Source organism: Syntrophomonas sp. DTU019 (genome assembly GCA_913757435.1).
Classification (GTDB): Bacteria; Bacillota; Syntrophomonadia; order Syntrophomonadales; family Syntrophomonadaceae; genus DTU019.
In genome coordinates this window covers 962,448-985,230 of sequence record CAJYDM010000001.1, presented here as the reverse complement: position 1 = coordinate 985,230, position 22,783 = coordinate 962,448, and the positions used below count along the sequence as shown (strand labels likewise).

Genomic DNA, 22,783 nt, shown 5'->3' with positions numbered 1-22,783 from the left:
GGAGGTTATTAAAATGAGACAGTCAAAAAACATTCTTACGGACAAGGAAATGGAATTAGTGAGCCTATTAATGCAGGACTGCCAAAGCACGGGTGACATTCAGTCGAAGCTAAAACGCCTTTTTGCGGGAACAATTGAGCAGATGCTGGAAGCCGAAATGGAAAATCATTTGGGATACGAAAAGCACAGCACCGAAGGAAACAACACTGGTAATTCCCGCAATGGGTATAACCGAAAGACCATCATCAGCGATTACGGCGAGAGTGAAATTGCCGTGCCCCGTGACCGCAACGGAGAATTTGAGCCTAAAATCCTCGAAAAGAGGCAGACACGGACGGATGAAATCGAACATAAAATCATGGCGATGTATTCAAAAGGAATGAGCCAGCGCGACATTGAAGATAATCTACGGGAGATTTACGGGGCAGAAATATCGCAGGCTTTGATTTCTAAGATAACAGATAAAATCCTCCCGGAAGTGAACGAGTGGCAGAATCGGCCGCTGGAGTCGATTTACCCGATCATCTACTTTGACGGGATCGTATTCAAAAGCCGCAAGGACAGTCAGATCATCAACAAATGCGTCTACTCAGTGCTAGGCATTGATATGAGCGGCCAAAAAGACATCCTGGGCATCTGGATCAGCGAGAATGAAAGCGCAAGCTTTTACGCATCCATCTGTTCCGACCTGAAAAAGCGCGGCGTGCAAGACATTTTTATCGCCTGTCATGATAACCTGAGAGGACTTGGCGAAGCCATAAATGCGGTTTTCCCAAGGACAAAGCAACAGCTTTGCATAGTCCATCAGATTCGCAATTCCACTAAATTTGTGCAGTATAAGGATCGAAAAGCAATTTGCGCTGACCTTAAAAAAATCTACGGTGCAGTAAATTTAGACGACGCAGAGTATGCCAAGGAAGAATTCCGGGAAAAATGGGATAGGAAGTATCCCTCCATTTTGCGGTCCTGGGATGCTAATTGGGCAGAACTCACCACGTTTTTCAATTATCCTGAACAGATCCGGCATTTGATTTATACGACAAATGCAGTGGAAGCGTACCACAGGATGGTGCGGAAATTTACGAAGACAAAATCCATCTTCCCCACAGATGACTCAATCCGGAAAGTGGTATTTCTTTCGACTAAGGAAATCACGAAGAAGTGGACGCAGCCATCAAGGGACTGGGCAATGGCGTACAGCCAGATTATGATATTCTTTGCAGACAGGTTAGTGGCATAAGGCCTTGAGGGCTCTGCCCTCAAACTCCCGAGGTTTACCCGCTCAGGGCTTACCGGTGAAGCAGAAAACGGCAGACTCATTGCCCGCCGTCTCACCGTATAAGCCACAGCGAGCGTTGGGTCGCTCCTCAGCGTTGCCCGATTTATGCTGCAATAATATTATGGTCAAATTTTAGGATGATTATTCCATTTACACTGAAGGATGTTCACAACCCTGGGCTCAGCTTAAAATTCCAAGGAAGTTGCAACTTAAACACTCCTGCACTTTATTATGCAAGAAGTTTAGCAGATTCTAGCGTTTGCAGACTAGACTGCCTGCAGGCGGAATATGCAAAAAGAAGTCCCTTTTAGCGCCTATTTTGCGTGCAAGGCGACACCTTACCATATGGGCCGAACCACGGCAATGCTTTCGCACTACTTTCTGAAACCATAGATCCAATACATAGTGTAAGTACACATTTGCCAGTATTGGTGATATTACCCCGCCCTGGGGAGTTCCCTCGGGGGTATCATATCTTACCCCGGCTTCTATCACCCCTGCTCTGAGGAATCGGTAGATGAGTCGTAGCATGTTCGTGTCTGCTATGCGTTCCTTTAGAAATTCCATTACCCATTTGTGATCCACATGGTCAAAGAATCCCTTGATGTCAGCGTCCACGATGTAGTTTACTCGATGATCCTCTATGAGCTTGTTAAGGTGCTTTAATGCATCGTGCGCACTCCGCTTGGGTCGAAATCCATAGGAGAAACCCATGAAGTCCTGTTCATAGATGGCGTTTAGTATCTGTGCTGCTACTGCCTGTACAAGTTTGTCTTCATAGGCGGGTATTCCGAGCGGACGCGTTTTGTCTGTTCCTGGCTTGGGGATGCGAACCCGCCTGACCTCTTGCGGTTTGTAGGCTTGTTTCTTCATTCTTGACACCAGGTTTTTGATGTTTTCTTCCAGGTTTTCGCCGTAGTCTTTTCTGGTTACCCCATCCACTCCTGGTGCTTTTCGTGCTGCCATCTGGTTATGTGCAGCACTTAGCGTATCCTCGTTGATGAGATGGATTAGGGTCATGAATTTGTACTTGGGATTTTCTCTTGCTCGTTCGGCTATCCTTGCCAGTTGCGTTTCCACTGTCTTCTCCTCTCCAGTAGGACAATGTTTCCTTGACTAAGGGCTATAATACGTTGCCGCCTTTCCTCCCCAGGCATTACCCTGTTCATCAGTACTATGCAGCAATCCGACTCCCTGACAGACTTTTGGCTCCCTTGCTTTGTATTGCTTGTCGGCCATACTCCCCTGCGGAAGAACTGTCAGGGTCTCCCGAGTTACCGTGACTTAACAATGTGTAACGTGCCAAGGTCTCTGACCCCGGAGGAGCCTCAGCGTTCTCGCCCTATCGACCGCTGAGGTGTTGCCTTCTGCTGGACGTACGGCATCGGCCTCCTCATCCACACACATTTCGGGGCTCATTCCCTTCAGCCTCTGGCTTTCGGCCCATTACCTCGCCTGCCTACGCTTAAACGCTTCTGTTGCCAGTTGCGCTCCAAGGCTGGCTACGAGTGGTTGGCTAGTCCTTTCTCGGTGGGCTTCTCACCCACTATATGTCACGACCTTGCTCGGTCGCTCGCGTCCCCCTGTGTCATTTGAGGAGGGAGTGGGGAGGTTGGGAAATCAGAACCTCCCCACATGTTCTCAGTATGCTGCAAATGGGTGTTTCAAAGGATTGAGCCAGTAAAACCACGACCTTTTGAATACGTACTCCGGTGTACTCTTAATTCAAAACCGCATCAAAAAATGACACAACGAACGCGTCCCCCTGTGTCATTCCTTGTTGGAGACTCCGGCTTCGCCGAAGGTGGCCATTTCTTTGGTCAATTTTACCGCGGCTTCGAAGATGGGGAAGGTCAAAACGGCTCCGGTGCCCTCTCCTACCCTGAGGTCCAGGTGCAAGACAGGCCGCAGGCCCAAGTATTCCAGCATGATGCGATGTCCGGGCTCCTGAGAGAGGTGGGAGGCAAACAAGAAATCGCGGCAGCGTTCATTCATCTTGCAGGCCAACAGGGCTGCCGCGGTGGAGATGAAACCATCCACCAGCACCGGCACCCGACGGGCGGACGCCCCTATGATCACGCCGGTCAAGGCGGCGATTTCCAGGCCGCCTACTTTGGCCAGGACCTCCAGCGGGCGGTTGGGATCGGGCTGGTGCAGATCCAGGGCTTGCTTGATGACCTCAATCTTCTTCTTACGCCCACTGTCATCCAGGCCGGTGCCGCGCCCGGTTATGATATCCAGGTCCACTCCGCTGTATGCCGCCAATATCGCGCTGCTGGGGGTGGTATTGCCGATGCCCATCTCACCTGTCGCTATCAGCGTGGCTCCGGCATCAATTTCGGCCTGAACTATTTCTATACCGGCTTCTATGGCAGCCACTGCTTCAGCTTCGGTCATAGCTGCTTCCCGAACCATATTGCGGGTCCCTTCCCGGATTTTACGTACATTTAGGTTGGGGTGCTGTATGGCTGGGCCCAAGACTCCGACATCGGTGACTACCACTTTTGCACCGGTATAGTTGGCGAGCACATTTATAGCCGCCCCATCATTGAGGAAATTCATGACCATCTGCGGGGTCACTTCCTGAGGATAGGCGCTCACCCCTTCAGCCACCACCCCATGGTCGCCGGCCATGACTAAAACCACCTTATCCCCCAGATCGGGGATAGCTTGGCCCTGGATGGCCGCCAGGCGCACCACGATATGTTCTATGATGCCTAAAGCACCTAATGGTTTGGTTAGGCTGTCCAGTCGCAGTTGTGCCGCCTCAGCCGCTTTTTCATCCGGTAATCCGATACTCTGCAGGGTTGCACTAAGCAGTTCCATGTGTTTGACCTCCTTCTTTATTACAAAAATAAAAAGTCCCCAAGCCGATTAGACTTGAGAACTTTACCTTCATCCTCAACCGCATGTTCTCAGGCAGGTCTCCTGACTCCCGAATCAAACGCTCTCACCATTTTAGCCAGCCTTCCCAGTTACCCAGTGGCTTTGCGGCTTTTGGAGCTCTCCGGTTACAGTGGCGGGTCCGTTCAGGTCTTGCACCTGATTCCCTATTATCCCCCAAAGGGGCACCTGAAACATAAGGTAATATAATTTTTTTAATTATAAACAGCTTGCCTCGGTCCTGGCAAGAGTAAAATTTTTGTGTGCCAACTTGGTCTGAGCATCGATAAGGCAAAGGTTACCGCCTATGCTCTGGCAAGACTAAAATTTTTGTGTGCCAACTCGGTCTAGCCCTCTGCGTCTTTCAGCATCTGACAGGGTTCTGGGCTGTCAAGGCTGTCACCTGCCCATTTTATACAATCCAGTCTGTTTAAGACCCGGCCCAGGTTTTGTTCAATGACTCCTGGCAACTCCTCATCAGAACTCAACAGGCCCATAACTTTAATAATGTATTCCGCCTGTTCTCCCCCCTTTGTCCACTGCAGGGTAATATCAAACACGTTTTTCAAGGTCGGGGTTACGTCGACCCCAGTAGCGGCTATAGAATAGGCTCGGCGCTCCGGCAGTCGGCAGGCGGCCTCGCCCAGCTTGTAGCTGCAAGCCTCCTGTCCGCATCCCTGGCAGTGGCCGCAGGTCAAGAAAAACAGCTGCCCCTTGTGTTCGGCCAGAATGGCATAACCCAGCTGGTTAAGCATATCTGATAAAACTGTATCCTGCAGGCTGAAATCGTCAGCCGTTAGCTCAGGTGGTTTGAAACGGGAGTGGAATTTGGCGTAAATCAATATCCCGTGGGGGTTCTTTTCGGCTACTTGTGCCACTGCGGGGGCATGGGGAGGACATCCCCCTGAGCCGTAATCCGGGCAGCCGTCCTTGCAGTACCCGGTGATACGATCATAATCGTTACAGAGCTGAGCGGAAGCAATCGATCTAGAGCCGATTTCCAGTGGGAAATTGCGGCTTCTAGGGTCGGTGTATATGATCCACATAGGCTGTCCTCCTGAATATCCTGGCTTGTGCTAGTATATTTGACAATTGCGGTTATTAATCCTCCGCGGGAAATATATAATAACCTCTGCCAGCCTTTGTCAATGTCCTGCTATCAGCTGTTCTGATGTCCGGTTTGGGGGTGTAAGGGCCAAAACAATCCCATTTATGCCTGTGCTGGTCTGATTCCCCGTTCCAAGCAAACATCGTAATCGTGGCTTGTAATTAGGCAAAAGTGCCTGCCCCCGGTACCCCAGGTTCAAAGTGCTCAAATGCCAGCATCCAGATCATTATCTGTTGAGGCTGTTTCAGCAGGAAGCCGTTTAGGCTGACTGCCTTGAAGAAGATCATCCAACAGGGTATAGATCACCGGCACCACCACCAGTGTTAAGAGCGTGGAAGTGATCAGCCCGCCGATGGTGGCATGGGCCATGGGAGCCCGCCATTCAGAGCCTGCACCCAAGGACATGGCTACCGGCACCATCCCCAATATCATTGCAGTCGAGGTCATGAGTATAGGGCGCAGACGGGTGGCCGCAGCCTCGCGCAGGGCTTGATTGCGCTCCAATCCCCGAGCCCGGGCTTGTTTGGTGAAATCGATCAAGAGTATGGCGTTTTTGGTAACCAAGCCCATTAACAGAATAACGGCGATCATGGACACCAGGCTCAGTTCGCTGCCCATAAGGAACAACCCAATAATGGCACCGACGATTGCCAGGGGCAGGGAGAACATGATAGAGAAAGGATCGATATAGCTTTCGAACTGGGCTGCCAGAATCAGGAATATGAACAGTATCCCCATCACCATGGCCAAAGCCAACGAACTGAAGGCGTCCCCCATGCGTTCTGCGTCACCCCCGGCATAGAACCGATAGCCGGCTGGCAGCTTTAGTTCCTGTTCGGCCCGCTCAGCAAACTCCTTATTAAAGGCCCCCAATGAAATCCCGCGCAAATTTCCGTTCAAAGCGATCTCCCGGGAACGGTCGAAGCGCTCGATACTCCGCGGCGAGGTGGCGAAAACCTCCCTGGTCACCTGGCTTAAGGCCACATTGCCATTCTCGCTGGGTAGATAGATCCGCCCCAGGTCGGATAAGCTGCGCCGCTGTGATTCATCCAACTGCAGGCGTACATTGATGCGTTCCTCATCCTCTTTGTACTGAGTCACTATCTTGCCGGTCAACAGGGTATACAGTGTATCGCCGATGTAGCCGGGACTGATCCCCAAATCGCCGGCTCGCTGCTTATCCACTTCCAGCCTGGTCTCAGGGGTCCCTTCCCGGTAGCTGTTGGATATATCGACCACCCCGGGAATGCTCTCCAAAATGCGCTGGGCTGCTTCGGCATACCCTGCCATCAAGCGCATATCATCCCCCTGAATGCGGTAATCCCAGGCATATTGTTCGGCAATAGCATTGTAAAAAAGCATGCTGGCGGTATATCCGGGCTGGCTCTGCAGCTCGCGGCGCAACTCGGCAGCGATATCTTCCACCCCTGGTTCACGCTGACTTTTGTCGGTCAGTTGCACGAAAATCCGGGAATTCTCCGCCGAAGTGGTAATATAGGTGCTGGTGACCTCAGGATGACTGCGTATGACCGAATCGGCCGATTGTACTGATTGGGCGGCAGCATCCAGCGTCAGTCCGGAATCCAAATCCAGCACAACGCTGAATTCCCCAAAGTCGCTGTTAGGCACGAAGCTCGACCCCATGAAAGGTATCACTGACAGACTGCTAAAAAACAACAAGCCCGCGACCGCCAGGGTCTGCCAGCGATGCAGCAGGGCCCAGTCCAGCAGCACCGCATACTGAGCTTTAAACCACTCGAAGCCCCCATTGAAGGTGGCCAGAATTTTCCCCAGCGGCCCTCGATATTCAACGTCACCGCTATTTAGATAGCGCGAACTTAACAATGGCACCAAAGTGAAAGAAACCAGCAGAGATATCAACAAGCTGAAAATCACGGTAAGGCCGAATTGTTTGAAAAACTGTCCCACCATGCCGGTCATCATGCCTACCGGCAGGAAAACCGCAATGACCGTGAAAGTGGTGGCCATAACCGCCAGGCCGATCTCCGAGGTGGCATCGCGGGCAGCCTGCAGGGGCATCTTGCCCTGATGCATATGGCGGACAATATTTTCTATGACAACGATGGCATCGTCGATGAGCAGTCCCACTGACAGTGACAAAGCTATCAGGGACATGGTATTCAGACTGAAGTCCAGGAACCAAATCATCACAAAGGTGGTTATGATCGAGGTGGGGATGGCTAGGGCACCAATCAGGGTGCTGCGCCAGTTGCGCAAGAATAGGAACACCGTCAATACCGCTAGAAGACTGCCTTCAAAGAGGGTCATAATCACATTATTGACCGAAGCCCGCACCCGCACCGAATTGTCTCTCACCAGGCTGATTCTTACCCCATCGGGCAGCTCCTGGTTAAGTGAAGTGATGGCAGCCTGCAGGTCATCCGCGATACGCACCGTGTTGTTACCGGACTGCTTGATTATGTTCAGGCCGACAACCGGCTGTCCCTGATAGAAGGCGCGGCTCTCCGGGCTCTTGATACTATCCCTGACCTGGGCTACATCTTTCACCCTGATCCATTGACCCGCCCGGTTGACCACGGGAATGTCTCCAAATTCCTCCAGGCTGTCCATTTCCCCGGCGGTGCGCACCGATATTGCGCGGCCCTGGTCATTGAGGTTGCCGGCTGGGACTTCCACATTGCCGCGCTGCAGCGCCGCTGCTACTTCGGCCGGGCTGACCGCATAGGCGTTGAGGCGGTCTGCATTCAGGTCAATATGTATCTCCCGCTCCTCATTACCGGCCACTTCTACCATCCCCACCCCGGATACCGTCTCCAGGCGAGGCTTAATCACTTGCTCCACCAGCTGGCTCCGCTCCAGCAGAGAATTATCCCCGGTAACGGCTAATGACATGATCGGGGCCTGGGTGGGATCATAGCGGGAGGTTACTGGCTCCTCTATGTCCTGGGGCAATTCATTGCGGATGGAAGCCAGTTTGTCACGTACATCCTGGGCGGCAGTTTGACCATCAGTCTCCAGGGCAAACTCCGCCCACACCATGGCCACGCTTTCGTGGGTCTGGGCATAGATATGCTTAACCCCGGAGATCTGCGCAATAGCTTCCTCTACTTTGACAGCTACATTGGCTTCCATTTGTTCCGGAGAAGCCCCGGGCTGCATAATGGTCACAGTCACGAAGGGGAACTCCAGTTCCGGCCAGTCATTGATATCCAGTTGAAAATAACTGAAAAGCCCTAAGGCGATTAAAGCAATGATGGTTACTGTTGCCAGAACCGGGCGTTTCAGGCTGAGATTGGTCAAGAACATGGCCTATACCCCCTGATCCGGCAATATTTTGATATGGTCACCTTCCTTGAGCTGGTTCACATTGCTTACGATCACATCCTGGCCTGCTTCTAGTCCTTTTATGATCTCCACCCGGCCGTCGAATATCTCCCCTATCTCCACTGCGGCCAGATGAGCGGTATTTTCCGCAGGCACAAACACGTAAAACTGCCCCTGTTTGGAAGTCAAGGCTTTTTCCGGCACACTTAACACAGTGCGCGCTTCACCGCTGTATATGACCACATTGGCGAACATGCCAGCCTTCAGCAGCCCATCCGGGTTGGGCACCCTCACTTTGCACTGGAATACCCGGGCCTGAGGACTGGCCGCCGGGTTGATAGTTTCCAAAGTACCCCGGAAGCTTTGCTCCGCATAAGCATCCACACTTATTTCCGCTTCCATGCCGGTCTTGATCTGCCCCAGCTCGGATTGGCCCACCGCGACTATAATATTCACTTCAGCCAGGTGGTGAACTTCCATTAAGGGAGTGCCCACAGCTACCATTTGTCCTCGTAGGGCCGAAAGGTTGGCAACCACCCCGCTAATCGGCGAGGTCACCCGAGTATAGCCCAAATCACGTTGAGCGTTGTGCAATGCCGCCTGGGCTTTGGACACATCCGCTTGCGCCGCTCTCAATGCCGCTTGAGCATCTTCATAATCCTGTGTCGACGCTGCTCCGGCTTCATACAGCTGCCTTACTCTTTCGTGCAGGGAACGAGTGCTGTCCAGTTTGACCTGGGCCTGAGTCAGATTGGCCTGACTTACCTCCACTAGATTGCTATAAGGCTGGGAATCGATCTGGGCCAGAGTCTGGCCAGGTTGTATGCTGGCCCCGTTGTCAACCGGGAGAGCCTCGATTATTCCTGCAACTCGCGCTGTAATCAAGGCTTTTTCGGCCGCATCGACCGTGCCAGTAAGCCGCAACGCATTCTGCCGGCTGACCTGTTCCACCTGACTGGTTTTTACCGCCTGCATCCCGGCATCGACTGCCGCTGTATCCGCCTGTCCCTCTATCCTGTATATTACCAGACCTCCTAAGACCAGCAAGGCGATCAGCAGCACCGACCCTATTTTCCATTTAGATGGCATGATTCCCGTCCCCCAGACGACTTTTTATCCTCTAATATTCCACACCGCAACATGGTCAACCTTCCCTCGCGCAGGCAATTTTTCAATCTGAGACGAGACCATAATTTGCCAACCTGATGCTACTCAGTAGGACGAATTGGTTTTAAATTACGGTATGATATTCGACCTAAAAGGGCATGATTTGTCTATGTCGACCTGGAGTTCTCTAAACACCAGGGGCATGACAATAAAAGACTTGGGGCACTGCCCCGGGTTAGATTTTTGGAGGGATTTTTAATTGATCGGTAAAGTAAAATGGTTTAGCGACAGTAAAGGATTCGGATTTATTGAGGCTGAAACCGGGCAAGATGTTTTTGTGCATCAGTCAGCCATTCAGAGCAGCGGCTTCCGTACCTTGAGTGAGGGTCAAACGGTGGAGTTCGATGTTACTACCGGCCCGAAAGGACAGCAGGCTTCCAACGTGCACATCGTCTCCTAATCCGCTCAGATAGGAAAAGCGGGACACAGGTTATAGCCGGGTCCCGCTTTTTACTCTTCACCCCAGACCAGCTAACTTTAGTCAAGTATTTTATAAAAATAAACAACACGGCTTGCCAACCAGCGGAGACTGGTGTTGCCTGGCGCAACTGCGCAGGGCAAGGACCGTTCCGCTGGCGTCCTACTCTATAGTGAAAACCTGGCTGGCCCGAACGGTATCTTCAACTATGAAAACCAGTTTGTACTGGCCGGGCTGCTTGAAGGAGAGTACAGCCTGATAATAACTCTGATCAGGATTTACTTTAATGGCGTATTTGTTCAATATCTCTCCGTTCAAGGCTGATTCGTATTGCAGATGTAGGGTATCACTGCCGAAGGGTGTTCCATTATTGAATCCAAAATAGAATTGCTCTCCCGCTTTAAAACTAGCGGCTGGCTGTGTAATCTGCTTAGTTGATTCATCCCGGGCGCGGCCCAATATTAGACTGGCTTGCTGAGCATTATCAGTCTGCCCGTTTGTTGCCGGCGGAGCGATAACAGCCGGGGCTGCGGGGGGACTAGATGGCGTGACCGGCTGCTGAGATGCAGACGGGGTAGCAGCCGTGTCTGGGGGTGATTCTACATTTGCGCTGTTATTCGATGCCGCACTTGGGCCAAATGTCTCCGCGGGCTTTTCGGCGCACCCTGCAGCAGTTATTAAAACACCACACAACAACGTTATGACCACTATTTTCCTTAACTGTTTCAAGGTTTTTCCTCGCTCCCTCTCCATTTAATAAAGGTCTATTACAAGTCGGTATATGTCTGCATCTTATAATAACTGATCAGCTTGTCAATTGCCCATAACTATTAGACGTAAAAAAGTCTTAAAATGCCTTATGTAATCCCTAGCAACGAATTATTCCTTTAACGTATATTATTGGACCAGGATAACGGTTTGTAAGTCACAGAACTGCCCTGTCATTTCCAAGGGGGACGGTTGAAACCGTTCCCCTTGTGTCACTTCCCTGTCACTTCCCCTGTCACTCCTGTCACTTTTTGATAGCATTATCCTTATTGATACAGGGTTTTTATCCGTATTTCCCCAGCCTATCCAATCTATATTGGTTTTTCGCCTAAGTCTTTGATTATTGTCGATAAAGTGCGCCATTAATGCAGGTATTTTTAAAAATATCACGAAGTAGTATTTACTGTAGACTGACATCAGAAGACAGTGGTTATCTGATGTCTTTATCACTGTGAAAGGAGGTGAAAAGGTGGCTACCATCCAGGATATTATCACTTCTTACAAGGACAAACCCGGGGGGATTATAGAGGCCTATCACGCTGTACAGAGGGAATATAACTATCTTCCAGAAGAAGCGGTTGAATTTGCAGCGCAGGTCTTTGGGATTTCTGCTGCACAGGCATTCGGAGTGGCAACATTCTATTCTTACCTCTCCGTCGCAAAAAGGGGTCAGTATATTATCCGTATGTGCGAAAGCGCGCCATGTCACATAGCTGGCGCCGATATTCTCATCAAGGCCTTTGAAGATGCTCTGGGAATCAAAGTTGGCGAAACCACTGCAGACGGTAAATTCACCCTGGAATTAACCGAATGTGTAGGACAATGTCAGGGAACTCCAGTTATCACCATTAACAGCATACCTTATATAGACATGAATCCGGAACAAGTACCAACTGTGCTAGCCCTTTGCCAGTAGCTTAGTGAGAAGGGAGGGATAATAAGATGGCTAAAGAGATGCGCATCGTACTGCGCAACGCCGACCAGATCAACCCTGAAAAGATTGAGGATTACTTGCAGGCCGGCGGTTATAAAGCTCTAGAAAAAGCCCGCAGTATGTCTCGCCAGGATTTGATCGCCGAAGTAAAAAAATCAAACCTCAGGGGCCGCGGCGGAGCAGGTTTTAACGCAGGCATGAAATGGAGCTTCGTTCCCGAAGCACCGGTCAAATATGTAGTATGCAACCTGGACGAAGGGGAACCAGGGACCTACAAAGACCGTACCATCGTGGAAAAAGATCCCCAACGTTTGCTGGAAGGAATGGCCATATGTGGTCATGCCATCAATTCTAATCAAGGTTATATCTATTGCAGAGGAGAGTATCCCTATGTTGTGGACTTGCTGCGTCGTGCCATCGATCAGGCCAGAGACAACGGAGTTTTAGGGGATTTTGATATTGAGGTCCGCATGGGCGGCGGCGCCTATGTATGTGGTGAAGAAACCGCCTTGATCGAGTCAATAGAAGGCCACCGCGGCGAACCACGTTTTAAGCCGCCATTTCCGGGTGTTTCCGGATTATGGGCCAAACCCACGGTGGTTAACAATGTCGAAACTTTTGCCAATCTGCCTGATATTGTGATGCAGGGGGGAGAGTGGTTTGCTTCCATCGGAACGCCAAGCTACCCGGGGACCAAGGTTTTGACCTTAACCGGTGATGTGGTCAATCGTATTCCCATCGAAGTGCCGACCAACACTACCATCCGCGAAGTAATTTTTGAATTTGGCGGAGGGATTCGCGGAGGCAAGAAATTCAAGGCTGTACAGATCGGCGGTACCTCAGGAGGATTTATACCCGAATCATTACTGGATACACCGATAGACGCAGACTCTATGAGAAATATTGGGGCAACACTGGGCACCGGCGCAGTTTTAGTCATGGACGAGACCCGCGATATAGTCGATATCGTAACTCGTATTTCCAAATTCTTTGAACATGAGTCTTGCGGAAAATGCAATCCCTGTAGAGAAGGCACTTTCCGTGCCTACGAGATAATGAAAAAAATTAACAACGGCCAAGCGGCCCCGGCAGATTTGGATAAACTGGCGCTGCTGTCCCGGGTAATGACCAAGGCGTGTCTGTGTGGACTAGGACAGGCAGCTCCTGGACCCATCTTGACCACCATGGAGCATTTCAACTCGGAATATCAGGCCAGACTGCAAATCTAACGGAAAGGAGGGAAAGCCATGATCACTCTGACCATAAATGGCAGAGAAATACAAACTCCCAAAGGCAGCACTGTTCTGGATGCCTGTCAGGCTGCTGGTATACCCATTCCCACATTATGCTATGACCCGGATCTGCGTTTGGCAGGTTCCTGCCGCATGTGCCTGGTGGAAGTCAAAGGACGCCCCTTATTTGTGGCCTCCTGTGTGGCCCCGGCTGAAAATGGCATGGTGGTGGAAACCGAGAGTCCGGCTATCGTAGAAGCCCGAAAGGTAACTTTAGAGCTTTTGGCAGCACGGCATGATTTTAACTGCCAGGTATGCGAAAAGAACGGTGACTGCAAGTTCCAAGACTATTGTTATCAGTACGGTATAAAAGAAAGCCGTTTTGAAGATGGCGGACGCCACGTATATCCGATTGACGATCCCAATCCTTTCCTGGAGAGGGATTATAACAAATGCATCATGTGCACTCGCTGTGTCCGAGCTTGTGAAGACATCACTGTGGCCCGGGCCATAAATGTCAAAAACCGCGGCCATAATGCCAAGATCTCCACAGCTTTTGACGGCGATTTGGCCGATTCCCCCTGCGTATTCTGCGGGCAATGTGTGATGGTATGCCCGGTAGGAGCCTTAACTAGCAAGGTCAGTGCCGGCCTAGGCAGATCCTATGAAGTGGATAAGGTTCTCACCACCTGCACCTATTGCGGAACCGGATGCACCCTGGAACTGAATGTCAAGGATGACAAGGTGGTCGGGGTTACTTCCAACCGCACTCTGGAAGGCAGTCCGGTCAACAAAGGCGCACTGTGCGTTAAAGGCCGGTTTGGATGGGATTTCATCAATTCTCCAGATCGTCTCACTACCCCGCTGATCAAGGAAAACGGCGAATTTAGGGAAGCCAGCTGGGATGAAGCCCTGGATCTGGTGGCCAAGCGCCTAGGTGACATCAAAGCCCAGCACGGACCTGATACCATTGCTATGTTCAGTTCTGCTCGCGTTACCAATGAGGAGAACTACCTGGCACAGAAATTCACCCGAGCCGTCCTGGGAACCAATAACGTCGATCATTGCGCCCGTCTCTGACACTCCGTTACTGTCGCCGGTCTGGGGGCAGCATTCGGAAGCGGAGCAATGACCAATTCCATCGGAGAACTGGAAAAAGACGCTGACTGCATATTTGTTATTGGATCGAATACCACCGAGAATCATCCTGTTATTGGGATGAAGATAAAGCAAAACAAGCTGTATAACGGAGCCAAACTGATCGTTGCCGATCCACGCCGCACCGATCTGGCCGAAATCGCTGATGTCTATATGCCGCATTTGCCCGGTTCAGACGTAGCTTTAGTAAATGCCCTGATGAATGTGATTATCAGCGAAGGTCTGGCAGACCAAACCTTCATAGAGGAACACACCGAGGGTTATGAAGCCATGGCAGCCATAGTTGAGAAATACACTCCTGAATACGTTGAACCGATCACCGGCGTACCCGCGGAGAGCATTCGGGCCGCAGCGCGCATCTACGCCCAGAGCGGAAATGCCGCAATCTGTTATGCCATGGGTCTTACCCAGCATCGCACTGGCACCGACAATGTTAAATCAGTCTGTAACCTGGCCATGCTGACCGGAAATATCGGACGCCCGGGTACTGGCGTTGACCCCTTACGCGGGCAGAACAATGTACAGGGTGCATGTGATATGGGCGCTCTCCCGGTGGTTTATACAGCTTATCAGGCTGTCACCAATGAAGCCGTACGGACCAAATTCGAACAAGCCTGGGGCGTGAGTCTGCCGGCTGAGAACGGATTGGTTTTAACTGAAGTTATCAATAAGGCTCACCATGGTGAAATGAAAGCCTTGTATGTCTTTGGTGAGAACCCCATGATGAGCGATCCCGATCTTCAGCATGTGGAAGAAGCTCTGGAAAAACTCGACTTTTTGGTAGTGCAGGACATATTTTTGACTGAAACCGCCAAGTATGCCGATGTGGTATTGCCGGGAGCCTGCTTCGCAGAAAAGGACGGCACCTTCAGCAACACCGAAAGAAGGGTCCAGCGAGTTCGCAAGGCTGTATCCACCCCCGGGCAAGCCCGTGCTGATTGGGAGATCATCTGTGAAATCGCCACCCGTATGGGCTATCCTATGAGTTATAGCGGCGCTGAAGAAATCTACGAAGAGATGCGTGCACTCACTCCGTCCTATGCGGGTATCAATTATGCCCGACTGGAGAAGGGCGGTCTGCAGTGGCCCTGTCCCACCGAGGAGCATCCGGGCACACCATTCCTGCACAAAGACGGCAACTTCAGCAGAGGCAAAGGGGCTTTCACCGCTATCGACTATATTCCCCCCGGTGAACAGCCTGATGAAGAGTATCCCTTGATTCTCACTACCGGACGCAGTCTATTCCATTATCACACCGGTACCATGACTCGCCGGGCATCAGCATTGGATGCTCATAAACCGGCTGCCGAATTGGAGATCAATCCGGAAACAGCTGCTGCCAAAGGAATCAAAGATGGTGATATGGTCAGAATCTCAACCCGTCGCGGCGGTCTGGATATCAAGGCCAAAGTGAGCAACATAGTTGCGCCTCAGGTTGTATTTATGACCTTCCATTTCGCTGAAACAGCTGCCAATTGGCTGACCAGTTCAGAATTCCTGGACCCGGTAGCAAAGATACCAGAATACAAGGTTTCGGCTTGTAAAGTAGAGAAAATCTAGCAGGCTCGCAGAATACTGCAGCTGATGCCAGATAAACATTTAGGGATTATCTGTTAGCGCTTTCCAAAGCGCCAAACACAAAAAGGAAGGGGAAATTTGTACATGAATTGTTTCGCTCCTGGAGAAGTAGCAGGCAATGCCTGCAACATCAGCGCGGCCAAGTCCAAGCTGTCGTTCGGCAAGTTGTTTATCCTGGGCATCCTGGCCGGTGCCTACATCGGCTTCGGTGCCAACCTGGCCACAGTTATCGGCAACGACATACCCAAGTTCCTGGGTAACGGCTTAGGCCAGTTTATGTTCGGCGCCGTGTTCAGCACCGGCTTGATGATGGTGGTTATCGGCGGAGCCGAATTGTTTACCGGCAACAACATGTTTATGATGATCGGGGCCATGAACGGTTCCTGTTCCTGGGGAGACCTATTGAAGAACTGGGTTGTGGTGTGGATAGCCAACTTTGTTGGTTCACTGTTGTTAGTTTACATCGTAGCGGGCGGTTTTTATGGGGTCGGACCGGATGGTGCCGCCTCAGTAGGCTTGTTCAAAGGCGCCGTAGGGGCCAAAGCCCTGGCAGTAGCCAAAGGTAAACTGGAGTTGACCTGGAGCGCAGCATTTTTCCGGGGGATACTCTGTAACTGGCTGGTATGTATGGCGGTCTGGTTGGCTCTGGCCAGCAAAGACGTGGTTGGCAAAGTGTTCGGTATCTTCTTCCCCATTATGGCCTTCGTCGCCAGCGGGTTCGAGCATAGCGTTGCCAATATGTTCTTCATCCCCATGGGCCTGTTGGTAGCTCAGATCCCGGCTATCGTAGACGTAGCCGCAGCGAGTGCCGGCAGCCCTGAAGCCATTGCAGCCTTCAAGCTGGCGGTAACCAATGTGTTCACCTGGAAGCAGTTTATAATGAACAACCTCATCCCGGTGACCCTGGGTAACATCGTGGGCGGTTCAATTATGGTGGGTTCACTGTACTGGTTTTCCTACCTGAAAAAAGACGCTCCGGTTGCCAAAGATAAATCAACCGCAGCATAGTTTTTGTTGACCGTAATATCCAAGAGGCGGGGGTCTTGCCCCCGCCTCTTTTCGTGCTCCGGCGCAACTCGATCAATCGGCTGACCTGTTGATGGATGTTTCCTGTGAATCCGTCTTCTTCGGTCTCTCTCCCTCTCGGTTATTTCCTGATCTCCATCTCCCAGTTGTTTTTGTCATCAACATTCATGGTGACACTATATCCATACGATCGGGCCAGTTTGCTAACATTTTCCCGCGATACCGCACTGTCTCCTGTGATCAATATGTTAGCCACGCCCTGGTCGATCATCTTCTTGGTCTTAACAACCGGAATGGGACAGCTTAATCCCCGCACGTCAAGCTTCTCCACCACCAGCACCCCCTATTCTTCTCGATATGTATAACCGATTATCAACATAGCTATGATAGCTGCCACACAGGCAATCTGGCCGAACAGATTGGGACCTCCGATACTTGCCGGAGATGTTGCCGTCGCCGCTGCCATGGCTGAACTGGCCAGGCCGAAATTGTGAATGAAACCAGCTCCGACAATCATGCCGATCACTACCGCACCGGCATCCATATCGCCCTGGCCGGACAGAATCAGCTGGCGCAAGGGGCATCCCCCCAGCAGGGTTGCAGTCAATCCCACCAGGTATAAGCCCAGGAAGTTCCAGATATGATTGCTATGTGCAATAGGCTGCCCAGCAAAACCGGTTTTGAAATAGCCCCAACCGATGTTTAAGGCCAAAGCACCGATGAATACCCCTATAAAGCCTAACAATAGAGTATGGTCTTTAATCAAGAGGAAATCTCTGATGCCGCCGCTTAAGCAGAGGCGGCTGCGCTGGGCCAGGACTCCTACTATCAGTCCGGCCCCCAGGCTGTACAACAAGGCGGCGTGCATGCTGCCCGGGCCCTTCTGGCTGAAAAATAGCGGTCCGCCCGCAGCCGCATTAAATACCGTACCTTTAAGCAACAGATAGAGAAAAAACAGCATCAGGATTGGCATCAGCAATCCTCCCAGGGGCGAAGCGCTGATTTTGGCCCGGCCTAAGTCGAAGCCCTGCTTGAGGAAAAATACTCCGCTGCCCACCCCGACTATAAAACCTAGTAGGCCTACTAACGCATTATAGTCTCCTCCGGCCATACGCAGGATGTCGCGCAGCGGACAGCCCAAAAAGACCAATGCCCCCACCATCATAAAGACGCCCATGAAAAAACGCAACAGAGTGGCAGAACCGCCCCGGCTCTTATACTCACCGGCAAAGAGTGCAGCCAGGAGTGCCCCTAAAACCATCCCTATGATCTCCGGGCGCATGTACTGCACCACGGCAGTCTGGTGCAGCCCCAAAGCCCCGGCGATGTCGCGCTGAAAACAAGCTACGCAAAAGCCCATGTTGGGCGGGTTGCCCAGCTTGACCAAAACTACCGCGATTAGCCCGATAAGCACACCAGTTCCTAACACCAACCATTTGTCCCGCTCCAAACCCGTTACCCCCATTTCAATAATTATTTATTATGTGGTTTATTACCAATAGTTATATTCGCGGTTTAGTCCGATATTCCTCCCCAGTATATAAAAAACGCTCTGAGGTTATAAGTAAAAAAGCACCCCCTGATCAGGAGGTGCAATCTAGTTTTTATCTATTAGGGTTGTTCGCTACACCCAGCCTCGCATCTTCACGGCTTGGGCTACACGGTTGATGGATATCACATAAGCGGCATCGCGCATATAGAGATTGTTCTTTTTAGCCAAATCGCTGACCGCACGGAAAGCGGCAGTCATTTTAGCATCCAGCTTCTGTAAAACTTCGTCCTTCTCCCAGTAGAAATTGGAATTGGACTGTACCTGTTCGAAGTAACTGCAGGTCACCCCGCCGGCGTTGGCTAAGAAGTCTGGTATTAAGAAGATGCCCCTCTCTTTGATCACTTCATCTGCATCTGGGGTGGTTGGTCCATTGGCTCCTTCAGCTATTATTTTAACCGTTGGTTTGATTTTGTGTACATTCTCGATGGTTATCTGGCTTTCCAGAGCTGCCGGGAAGAGTATATCCACATCCTGCTCCAGCCAGGCATCGCCTTCCAAAATCTCACATCCTATAGCTTTGGCCTGTTCTTTTTGTATGCTGCCAAAGGCATCGGTGATAGCCATCAATTTGGCACAGTCGAGACCGTCTTCACATTTGACAGTATAGGACTTCTTATCAGTGTTATCCCAACAGGAGATGGCTATGGTCTTCCCACCTAGCTTGCAGTATAATTCAGTCGCATACTGGGCTACATTGCCGAATCCCTGGAAGCTGGCGCAGGTCTCCTCAGGCTTGATGCCCATTTCTTTCAGGGCTTCACGTACCGTATATATCAGCCCATATCCGGTGGCTTCGGTCCGGCCTAAAGATCCGCCCATGCCCACCGGTTTGCCGGTGATAAAACCGGGGTATCTGCCCCCATGTATAGTTTCATACTCATCCAGCATCCACAGCATATGCTGGGCATTGGTCATAACGTCTGGTGCCGGAACATCGATATCAGGTCCAACATCGCGCGCCACTTTTCGTACCCAGCCGCGGCACAGTCTTTCCTGCTCATTCTTGCTCAAATTGCGAGGATCACAGACGACTCCGCCTTTTCCACCCCCCAGGGGTATATCGACGACTGCACATTTCCAGGTCATCCACATAGCCAGGGCACGTACCGTATCAGCGGTTTCGTTGGGGTGGAAACGGATACCGCCTTTGGCTGGGCCTCTAGCATCATTATGCTGCACACGATAACCTTGAAAAACCTTGGTAGTGCCGTCATCCATGCGCACCGGGATAAGGAAATGATATTCCATCGCCGGCTGCCGCAGGAGAGCCTGGGTGGCCTCGTCCAGTTCGATCATCTGTGCCACCTTATCGAATTGTGCCTGCGCATTAACAAAAGGATTATAACTTTTTTCGCTCATCTGAATCTGCTTCCTCCCTTGTAGCTTTCTAACGCGGAGTTGACTATGCCAATTATATAACTCCGATAGTGGATTTTGTGCGCAATTGTCTGATGTATACAATATACCCCTACAGCAAAGGAAGCTTTCCCAATCTTTAATCTCCAGGCGAGGATATATCTGGGTATTTAATAGAAATAACCTCCCAGTCTATATCTCCCCGGGGGGCGTTTATGGTCACCAAGTCCCCTTTAGCCTTAAGCAGCAAAGCGCTGCCAAGCGGTGAGAGTATGGAGATGTGGTTGTTATTGACCCGTTGTTCATAGAAAGGTACAATCACAAAGGTTTGCCTTTTTCCGCTGGGAGGGTTTAAGACCTCAACCTGGCTTCCCATAATTACAAAGGGTAATTCATCGCCTGCCCGAGATGAGCGTAAGGCGTTTTTCATCAGGGCTTCCAACTGATTTACATAGTTGTCCAAAAGCTGAACCATATTTTCGCGCTGCGGCGATAACAGCGGAAACTGGTCGTGTGTCCATTGGCTCCGGGTCTCCTCAACTGCTACCAGATGAGCCAGAATTCTCTCATAGTCTTCCGCTTTGATTAGACGCTGGGCCATATGTCATCCTCCTCCACCCATACATTAAATGGTAATTAGTACCCATAATAATTAGGTACCCGGCCTCACCGCCGGGTACCTATTGTTTACAGTATACTGTACACATCCACTGATTGTCAATAATGAGGGACATTTCCCAATTCGGGTCTTTGACAGTTGAATAGTAGAAAAAGGTTAGAGAAGCCCGAAAAGGGCTAATTTTTTTGTCAATTGTTACACTTTTGTATTGAGTACTTTTGAGTAATGTGTCATAATATAAGGGATGGGAGGTGTTTTCTATGCGGCTAAAAATTTCTAGGTCAAAAAATGCTGCTTCGCTTTATGTCATAAAGTCCACCTATGTCAATGGCGTTCATTCTTCCAAGATTGTTGAAAAGCTTGGTACATATGATGAACTTAAGAAAAAATTGGGCGGGCAAGACCCGATCGAGTGGGCCAAGGAGTATATTGCCAAACTTAACGAGGAGGAAAAGCTTAACAAACGCGATGTCCTAGTTAAGTATTCCCCGATCAAGACTATTGATAAAGGCCAGCAGCGCTTATTCAACGGCGGATACCTCTTTTTGCAGAAGATATATCACGAACTGAAGCTTGATAAAATGTGCAGAGCTATCTCTAAGAAGTACAAGTTTTCTTACGACCTGGACTCCATCCTATCCAGACTTATCTACGCCAGGATTATCTACCCTTCCTCTAAGCTTTCTACATTCCAACTTTCCTCAAGGTTCATAGAACAGCCATCGTTTGATCTCCACCAAATCTACCGTGCGTTGGAGATAATTGCCAAAGAGGCTGACTCTATCCAGGCGTCTCTTTATTCCAACAGCCTGGCTGTGTCAGAGCGGAACACGCGGGTGCTGTACTATGACTGCACCAATTACTTCTTCGAAATTGAGCAGGAGTCAGGCATCAAGCAATACGGCTACTCCAAAGAGCACCGCCCTAACCCCATTGTCCAGATGGGGCTTTTCATGGATGGGGATGGGGTGCCTTTAGCCGTATATATTGGCAAAGGCAATACTAACGAGCAACTGACGCTAAAACCGCTGGAGAAGAAAATACTGTCTGACTTTAACTGCTCCAAGTTCATCGTCTGCACCGATGCAGGGCTCGCTTCCAATAGTAACCGTCAATTCAACAACCAGGGCGAGCGAGCTTTCATCACTACGCAGTCGGTCAAGAAGCTGAAGAAACACCTAAGAGAATGGGCATTAAGCCCTGAGGGCTGGCGCCTCCCGGGCGATACCTCCGTATACAGTCTGGACAAGCTTGATGAAAACAAAGACATGGAAAAGACTTTTTACAAGGAGCGTTGGATTGTGGAGGATGGGCTGGAGCAGAAGCTTATTGTGTCTTTTTCGCTCAAGTACCAAGATTATCAACGCAAGGTCAGGAACGCCCAAATTGAGCGTGCTCGCAAAGTCCTTAACACGAATTTGGGGAAACTTACGAAGGTGAACCAAAACGACTACAAACGTTTTATCAAGAAAACCAGCATTACCCCTGAGGGTGAGGTTGCCAGCAAGGCGGTATATGAAATCGATAACTCTGTCATCCAGAAAGAGGAGGCTTTTGATGGTTTCTACGCGGTTTGCACTAACCTTGACGGCGACGCCGCTGCTATCCTTGCGGTAAATAGGAGGCGCTGGCAGATTGAGGAGTGCTTCAGGATCATGAAAAGCGAGTTTAAGGCTAGACCGGTATACCTTAGCCGCGATGACAGGATAATGGCGCATTTTATTATATGTTTTATCGCGCTGGTGATCTACCGACTCTTGAAGAAGACGTTAGGTGAGCAATACACCTGCAGTGAGATCGTTCAGGGGCTGCGTGACATGAATTTCTATGAGGTCAAAGGGGAGGGTTTCGTCCCCACCTATATGAGAACGGACTTCACGGATAATCTTCATGATGTGTTTGGCTTCCGTACTGACTACCAGATTCTCCCCATGCGACAGATGAAAAAAATTTTTAAAGCTACTAAGTCTTAGACAAATAGTACTCACTTTTTACTAACACGTGAAAAGCTCGCAACCCCCTTGTTTTAGGAGTTTACGAGCTTTTTTCTCTTCACTAAGTGTCAAAGACGGGAGTATACTGTACACATCCACTGATTGTCAATAATGAGGGACATTTCCCAATTACCTGTATCGTTATCAACTTTCCTAGATAGCACAAAAAAACGGGTGATTCAGGGGGGAATTTTGAAGGTTCGCCCTGATCACCCGTAGAAGTAGGCATGTTATCTTTAGCACATAAAAATATCCGGTTAAATCGTATGACCATTTATTATGCAACTAGTGTGCCAACTCATAAATGCAGCCCACCTTGAACGAGTCACAATAAAAACGCCCCATAATTGGGGCGTTCAAGTCTCTTAGCAACAAAGGTGAAATGATGCTGTCCGCGATATTGTA

General features: G+C 50.4%; 17 protein-coding genes and 1 riboswitch. Of the genes, 7 read left to right on the top strand and 10 right to left on the bottom strand.

Going from position 1 to position 22,783, the window contains the following annotated elements; translation table 11 throughout:
- Window positions 1-49 precede the first annotated feature (49 nt).
- The gene (locus tag AC15IQ_RS04995; protein WP_483177709.1) at window positions 50-1,240 is read left to right on the top strand and encodes an IS256 family transposase; all 1,191 of its coding nucleotides are present in this window, start codon (window positions 50-52) and stop codon (window positions 1,238-1,240) included.
- A gap of 291 nt (window positions 1,241-1,531) precedes the next feature.
- Here the strand turns inward: AC15IQ_RS04995 and AC15IQ_RS04990 are convergent, their stop codons facing one another.
- From AC15IQ_RS04990 to AC15IQ_RS04970, 5 genes are all read right to left on the bottom strand, one after another.
- Complete coding sequence (locus tag AC15IQ_RS04990; RefSeq protein ID WP_483177572.1) at window positions 1,532-2,359, bottom strand: reverse transcriptase domain-containing protein; 828 nt, start codon at window positions 2,357-2,359, stop codon at window positions 1,532-1,534.
- A 690-nt stretch (window positions 2,360-3,049) separates the two neighbouring features.
- Window positions 3,050-4,105: a nicotinate-nucleotide--dimethylbenzimidazole phosphoribosyltransferase gene (gene cobT / locus AC15IQ_RS04985; RefSeq protein ID WP_483177571.1), complete on the bottom strand. Its 1,056-nt coding sequence runs from the start codon at window positions 4,103-4,105 to the stop codon at window positions 3,050-3,052.
- A 75-nt stretch (window positions 4,106-4,180) separates the two neighbouring features.
- Window positions 4,181-4,370, bottom strand: a riboswitch (cobalamin riboswitch).
- Window positions 4,371-4,509: 139 nt separating this feature from the next.
- Window positions 4,510-5,208, bottom strand: a complete 699-nt coding sequence (locus tag AC15IQ_RS04980) for a DUF2284 domain-containing protein (protein WP_483177570.1) — start codon at window positions 5,206-5,208, stop codon at window positions 4,510-4,512.
- Window positions 5,209-5,474: 266 nt separating this feature from the next.
- The gene (locus AC15IQ_RS04975) at window positions 5,475-8,558 is read right to left on the bottom strand and encodes an efflux RND transporter permease subunit (protein WP_483177569.1); all 3,084 of its coding nucleotides are present in this window, start codon (window positions 8,556-8,558) and stop codon (window positions 5,475-5,477) included.
- Between the two features lie 3 nt (window positions 8,559-8,561).
- On the bottom strand, window positions 8,562-9,665 hold the full coding sequence (locus AC15IQ_RS04970; RefSeq protein ID WP_483177568.1) for an efflux RND transporter periplasmic adaptor subunit: 1,104 nt from the start codon (window positions 9,663-9,665) through the stop codon (window positions 8,562-8,564).
- A 277-nt stretch (window positions 9,666-9,942) separates the two neighbouring features.
- Between AC15IQ_RS04970 and AC15IQ_RS04965 the strand changes: the two genes are divergently transcribed.
- Complete coding sequence (locus tag AC15IQ_RS04965; RefSeq protein WP_483177567.1) at window positions 9,943-10,143, top strand: cold-shock protein; 201 nt, start codon at window positions 9,943-9,945, stop codon at window positions 10,141-10,143.
- A 180-nt stretch (window positions 10,144-10,323) separates the two neighbouring features.
- Here AC15IQ_RS04965 and AC15IQ_RS04960 read toward each other — a convergent pair whose 3' ends face one another.
- Window positions 10,324-10,890 (bottom strand): hypothetical protein, encoded by a 567-nt coding sequence (locus AC15IQ_RS04960; protein ID WP_483177566.1) that lies wholly within the window; start codon window positions 10,888-10,890, stop codon window positions 10,324-10,326.
- Window positions 10,891-11,398: 508 nt separating this feature from the next.
- On the opposite strand from AC15IQ_RS04960, the gene AC15IQ_RS04955 reads away from it, so the two are divergent.
- The 4 genes from AC15IQ_RS04955 (at window position 11,399) to AC15IQ_RS04940 (ending at window position 16,839) form a co-directional block, all read left to right on the top strand.
- Entirely contained in the window at window positions 11,399-11,845 is a 447-nt protein-coding gene (locus AC15IQ_RS04955) for an NADH-quinone oxidoreductase subunit NuoE family protein (RefSeq protein WP_483177565.1), read from the top strand.
- A gap of 26 nt (window positions 11,846-11,871) precedes the next feature.
- A complete protein-coding gene (gene nuoF, locus AC15IQ_RS04950; protein WP_483177564.1) occupies window positions 11,872-13,092 on the top strand; it encodes an NADH-quinone oxidoreductase subunit NuoF in 1,221 nt (406 codons plus the stop codon).
- A gap of 18 nt (window positions 13,093-13,110) precedes the next feature.
- Window positions 13,111-15,813: a formate dehydrogenase subunit alpha gene (gene fdhF / locus AC15IQ_RS04945; protein ID WP_483177563.1), complete on the top strand. Its 2,703-nt coding sequence runs from the start codon at window positions 13,111-13,113 to the stop codon at window positions 15,811-15,813.
- Window positions 15,814-15,915: 102 nt separating this feature from the next.
- Window positions 15,916-16,839 (top strand): formate/nitrite transporter family protein, encoded by a 924-nt coding sequence (locus AC15IQ_RS04940; RefSeq protein ID WP_483177562.1) that lies wholly within the window; start codon window positions 15,916-15,918, stop codon window positions 16,837-16,839.
- A gap of 139 nt (window positions 16,840-16,978) precedes the next feature.
- On the opposite strand, the gene AC15IQ_RS04935 is transcribed toward AC15IQ_RS04940, so the two are convergent.
- From AC15IQ_RS04935 to AC15IQ_RS04920, 4 genes are all read right to left on the bottom strand, one after another.
- Window positions 16,979-17,188 carry a sulfurtransferase TusA family protein gene (locus AC15IQ_RS04935; protein WP_483177561.1) on the bottom strand — a complete coding sequence of 70 codons (210 nt, stop codon included), beginning with the start codon at window positions 17,186-17,188 and terminating at the stop codon, window positions 16,979-16,981.
- A 12-nt stretch (window positions 17,189-17,200) separates the two neighbouring features.
- The gene (gene yedE / locus AC15IQ_RS04930) at window positions 17,201-18,307 is read right to left on the bottom strand and encodes a YedE family putative selenium transporter (protein ID WP_483177560.1); all 1,107 of its coding nucleotides are present in this window, start codon (window positions 18,305-18,307) and stop codon (window positions 17,201-17,203) included.
- A 174-nt stretch (window positions 18,308-18,481) separates the two neighbouring features.
- On the bottom strand, window positions 18,482-19,768 hold the full coding sequence (locus tag AC15IQ_RS04925; RefSeq protein WP_483177559.1) for a Glu/Leu/Phe/Val family dehydrogenase: 1,287 nt from the start codon (window positions 19,766-19,768) through the stop codon (window positions 18,482-18,484).
- A gap of 136 nt (window positions 19,769-19,904) precedes the next feature.
- On the bottom strand, window positions 19,905-20,366 hold the full coding sequence (locus AC15IQ_RS04920; RefSeq protein WP_483177558.1) for a GreA/GreB family elongation factor: 462 nt from the start codon (window positions 20,364-20,366) through the stop codon (window positions 19,905-19,907).
- Between the two features lie 278 nt (window positions 20,367-20,644).
- On the opposite strand from AC15IQ_RS04920, the gene AC15IQ_RS04915 reads away from it, so the two are divergent.
- A complete protein-coding gene (locus AC15IQ_RS04915; RefSeq protein ID WP_483177447.1) occupies window positions 20,645-22,357 on the top strand; it encodes an IS1634 family transposase in 1,713 nt (570 codons plus the stop codon).
- The last annotated feature ends 426 nt before the right edge of the window (window positions 22,358-22,783 follow it).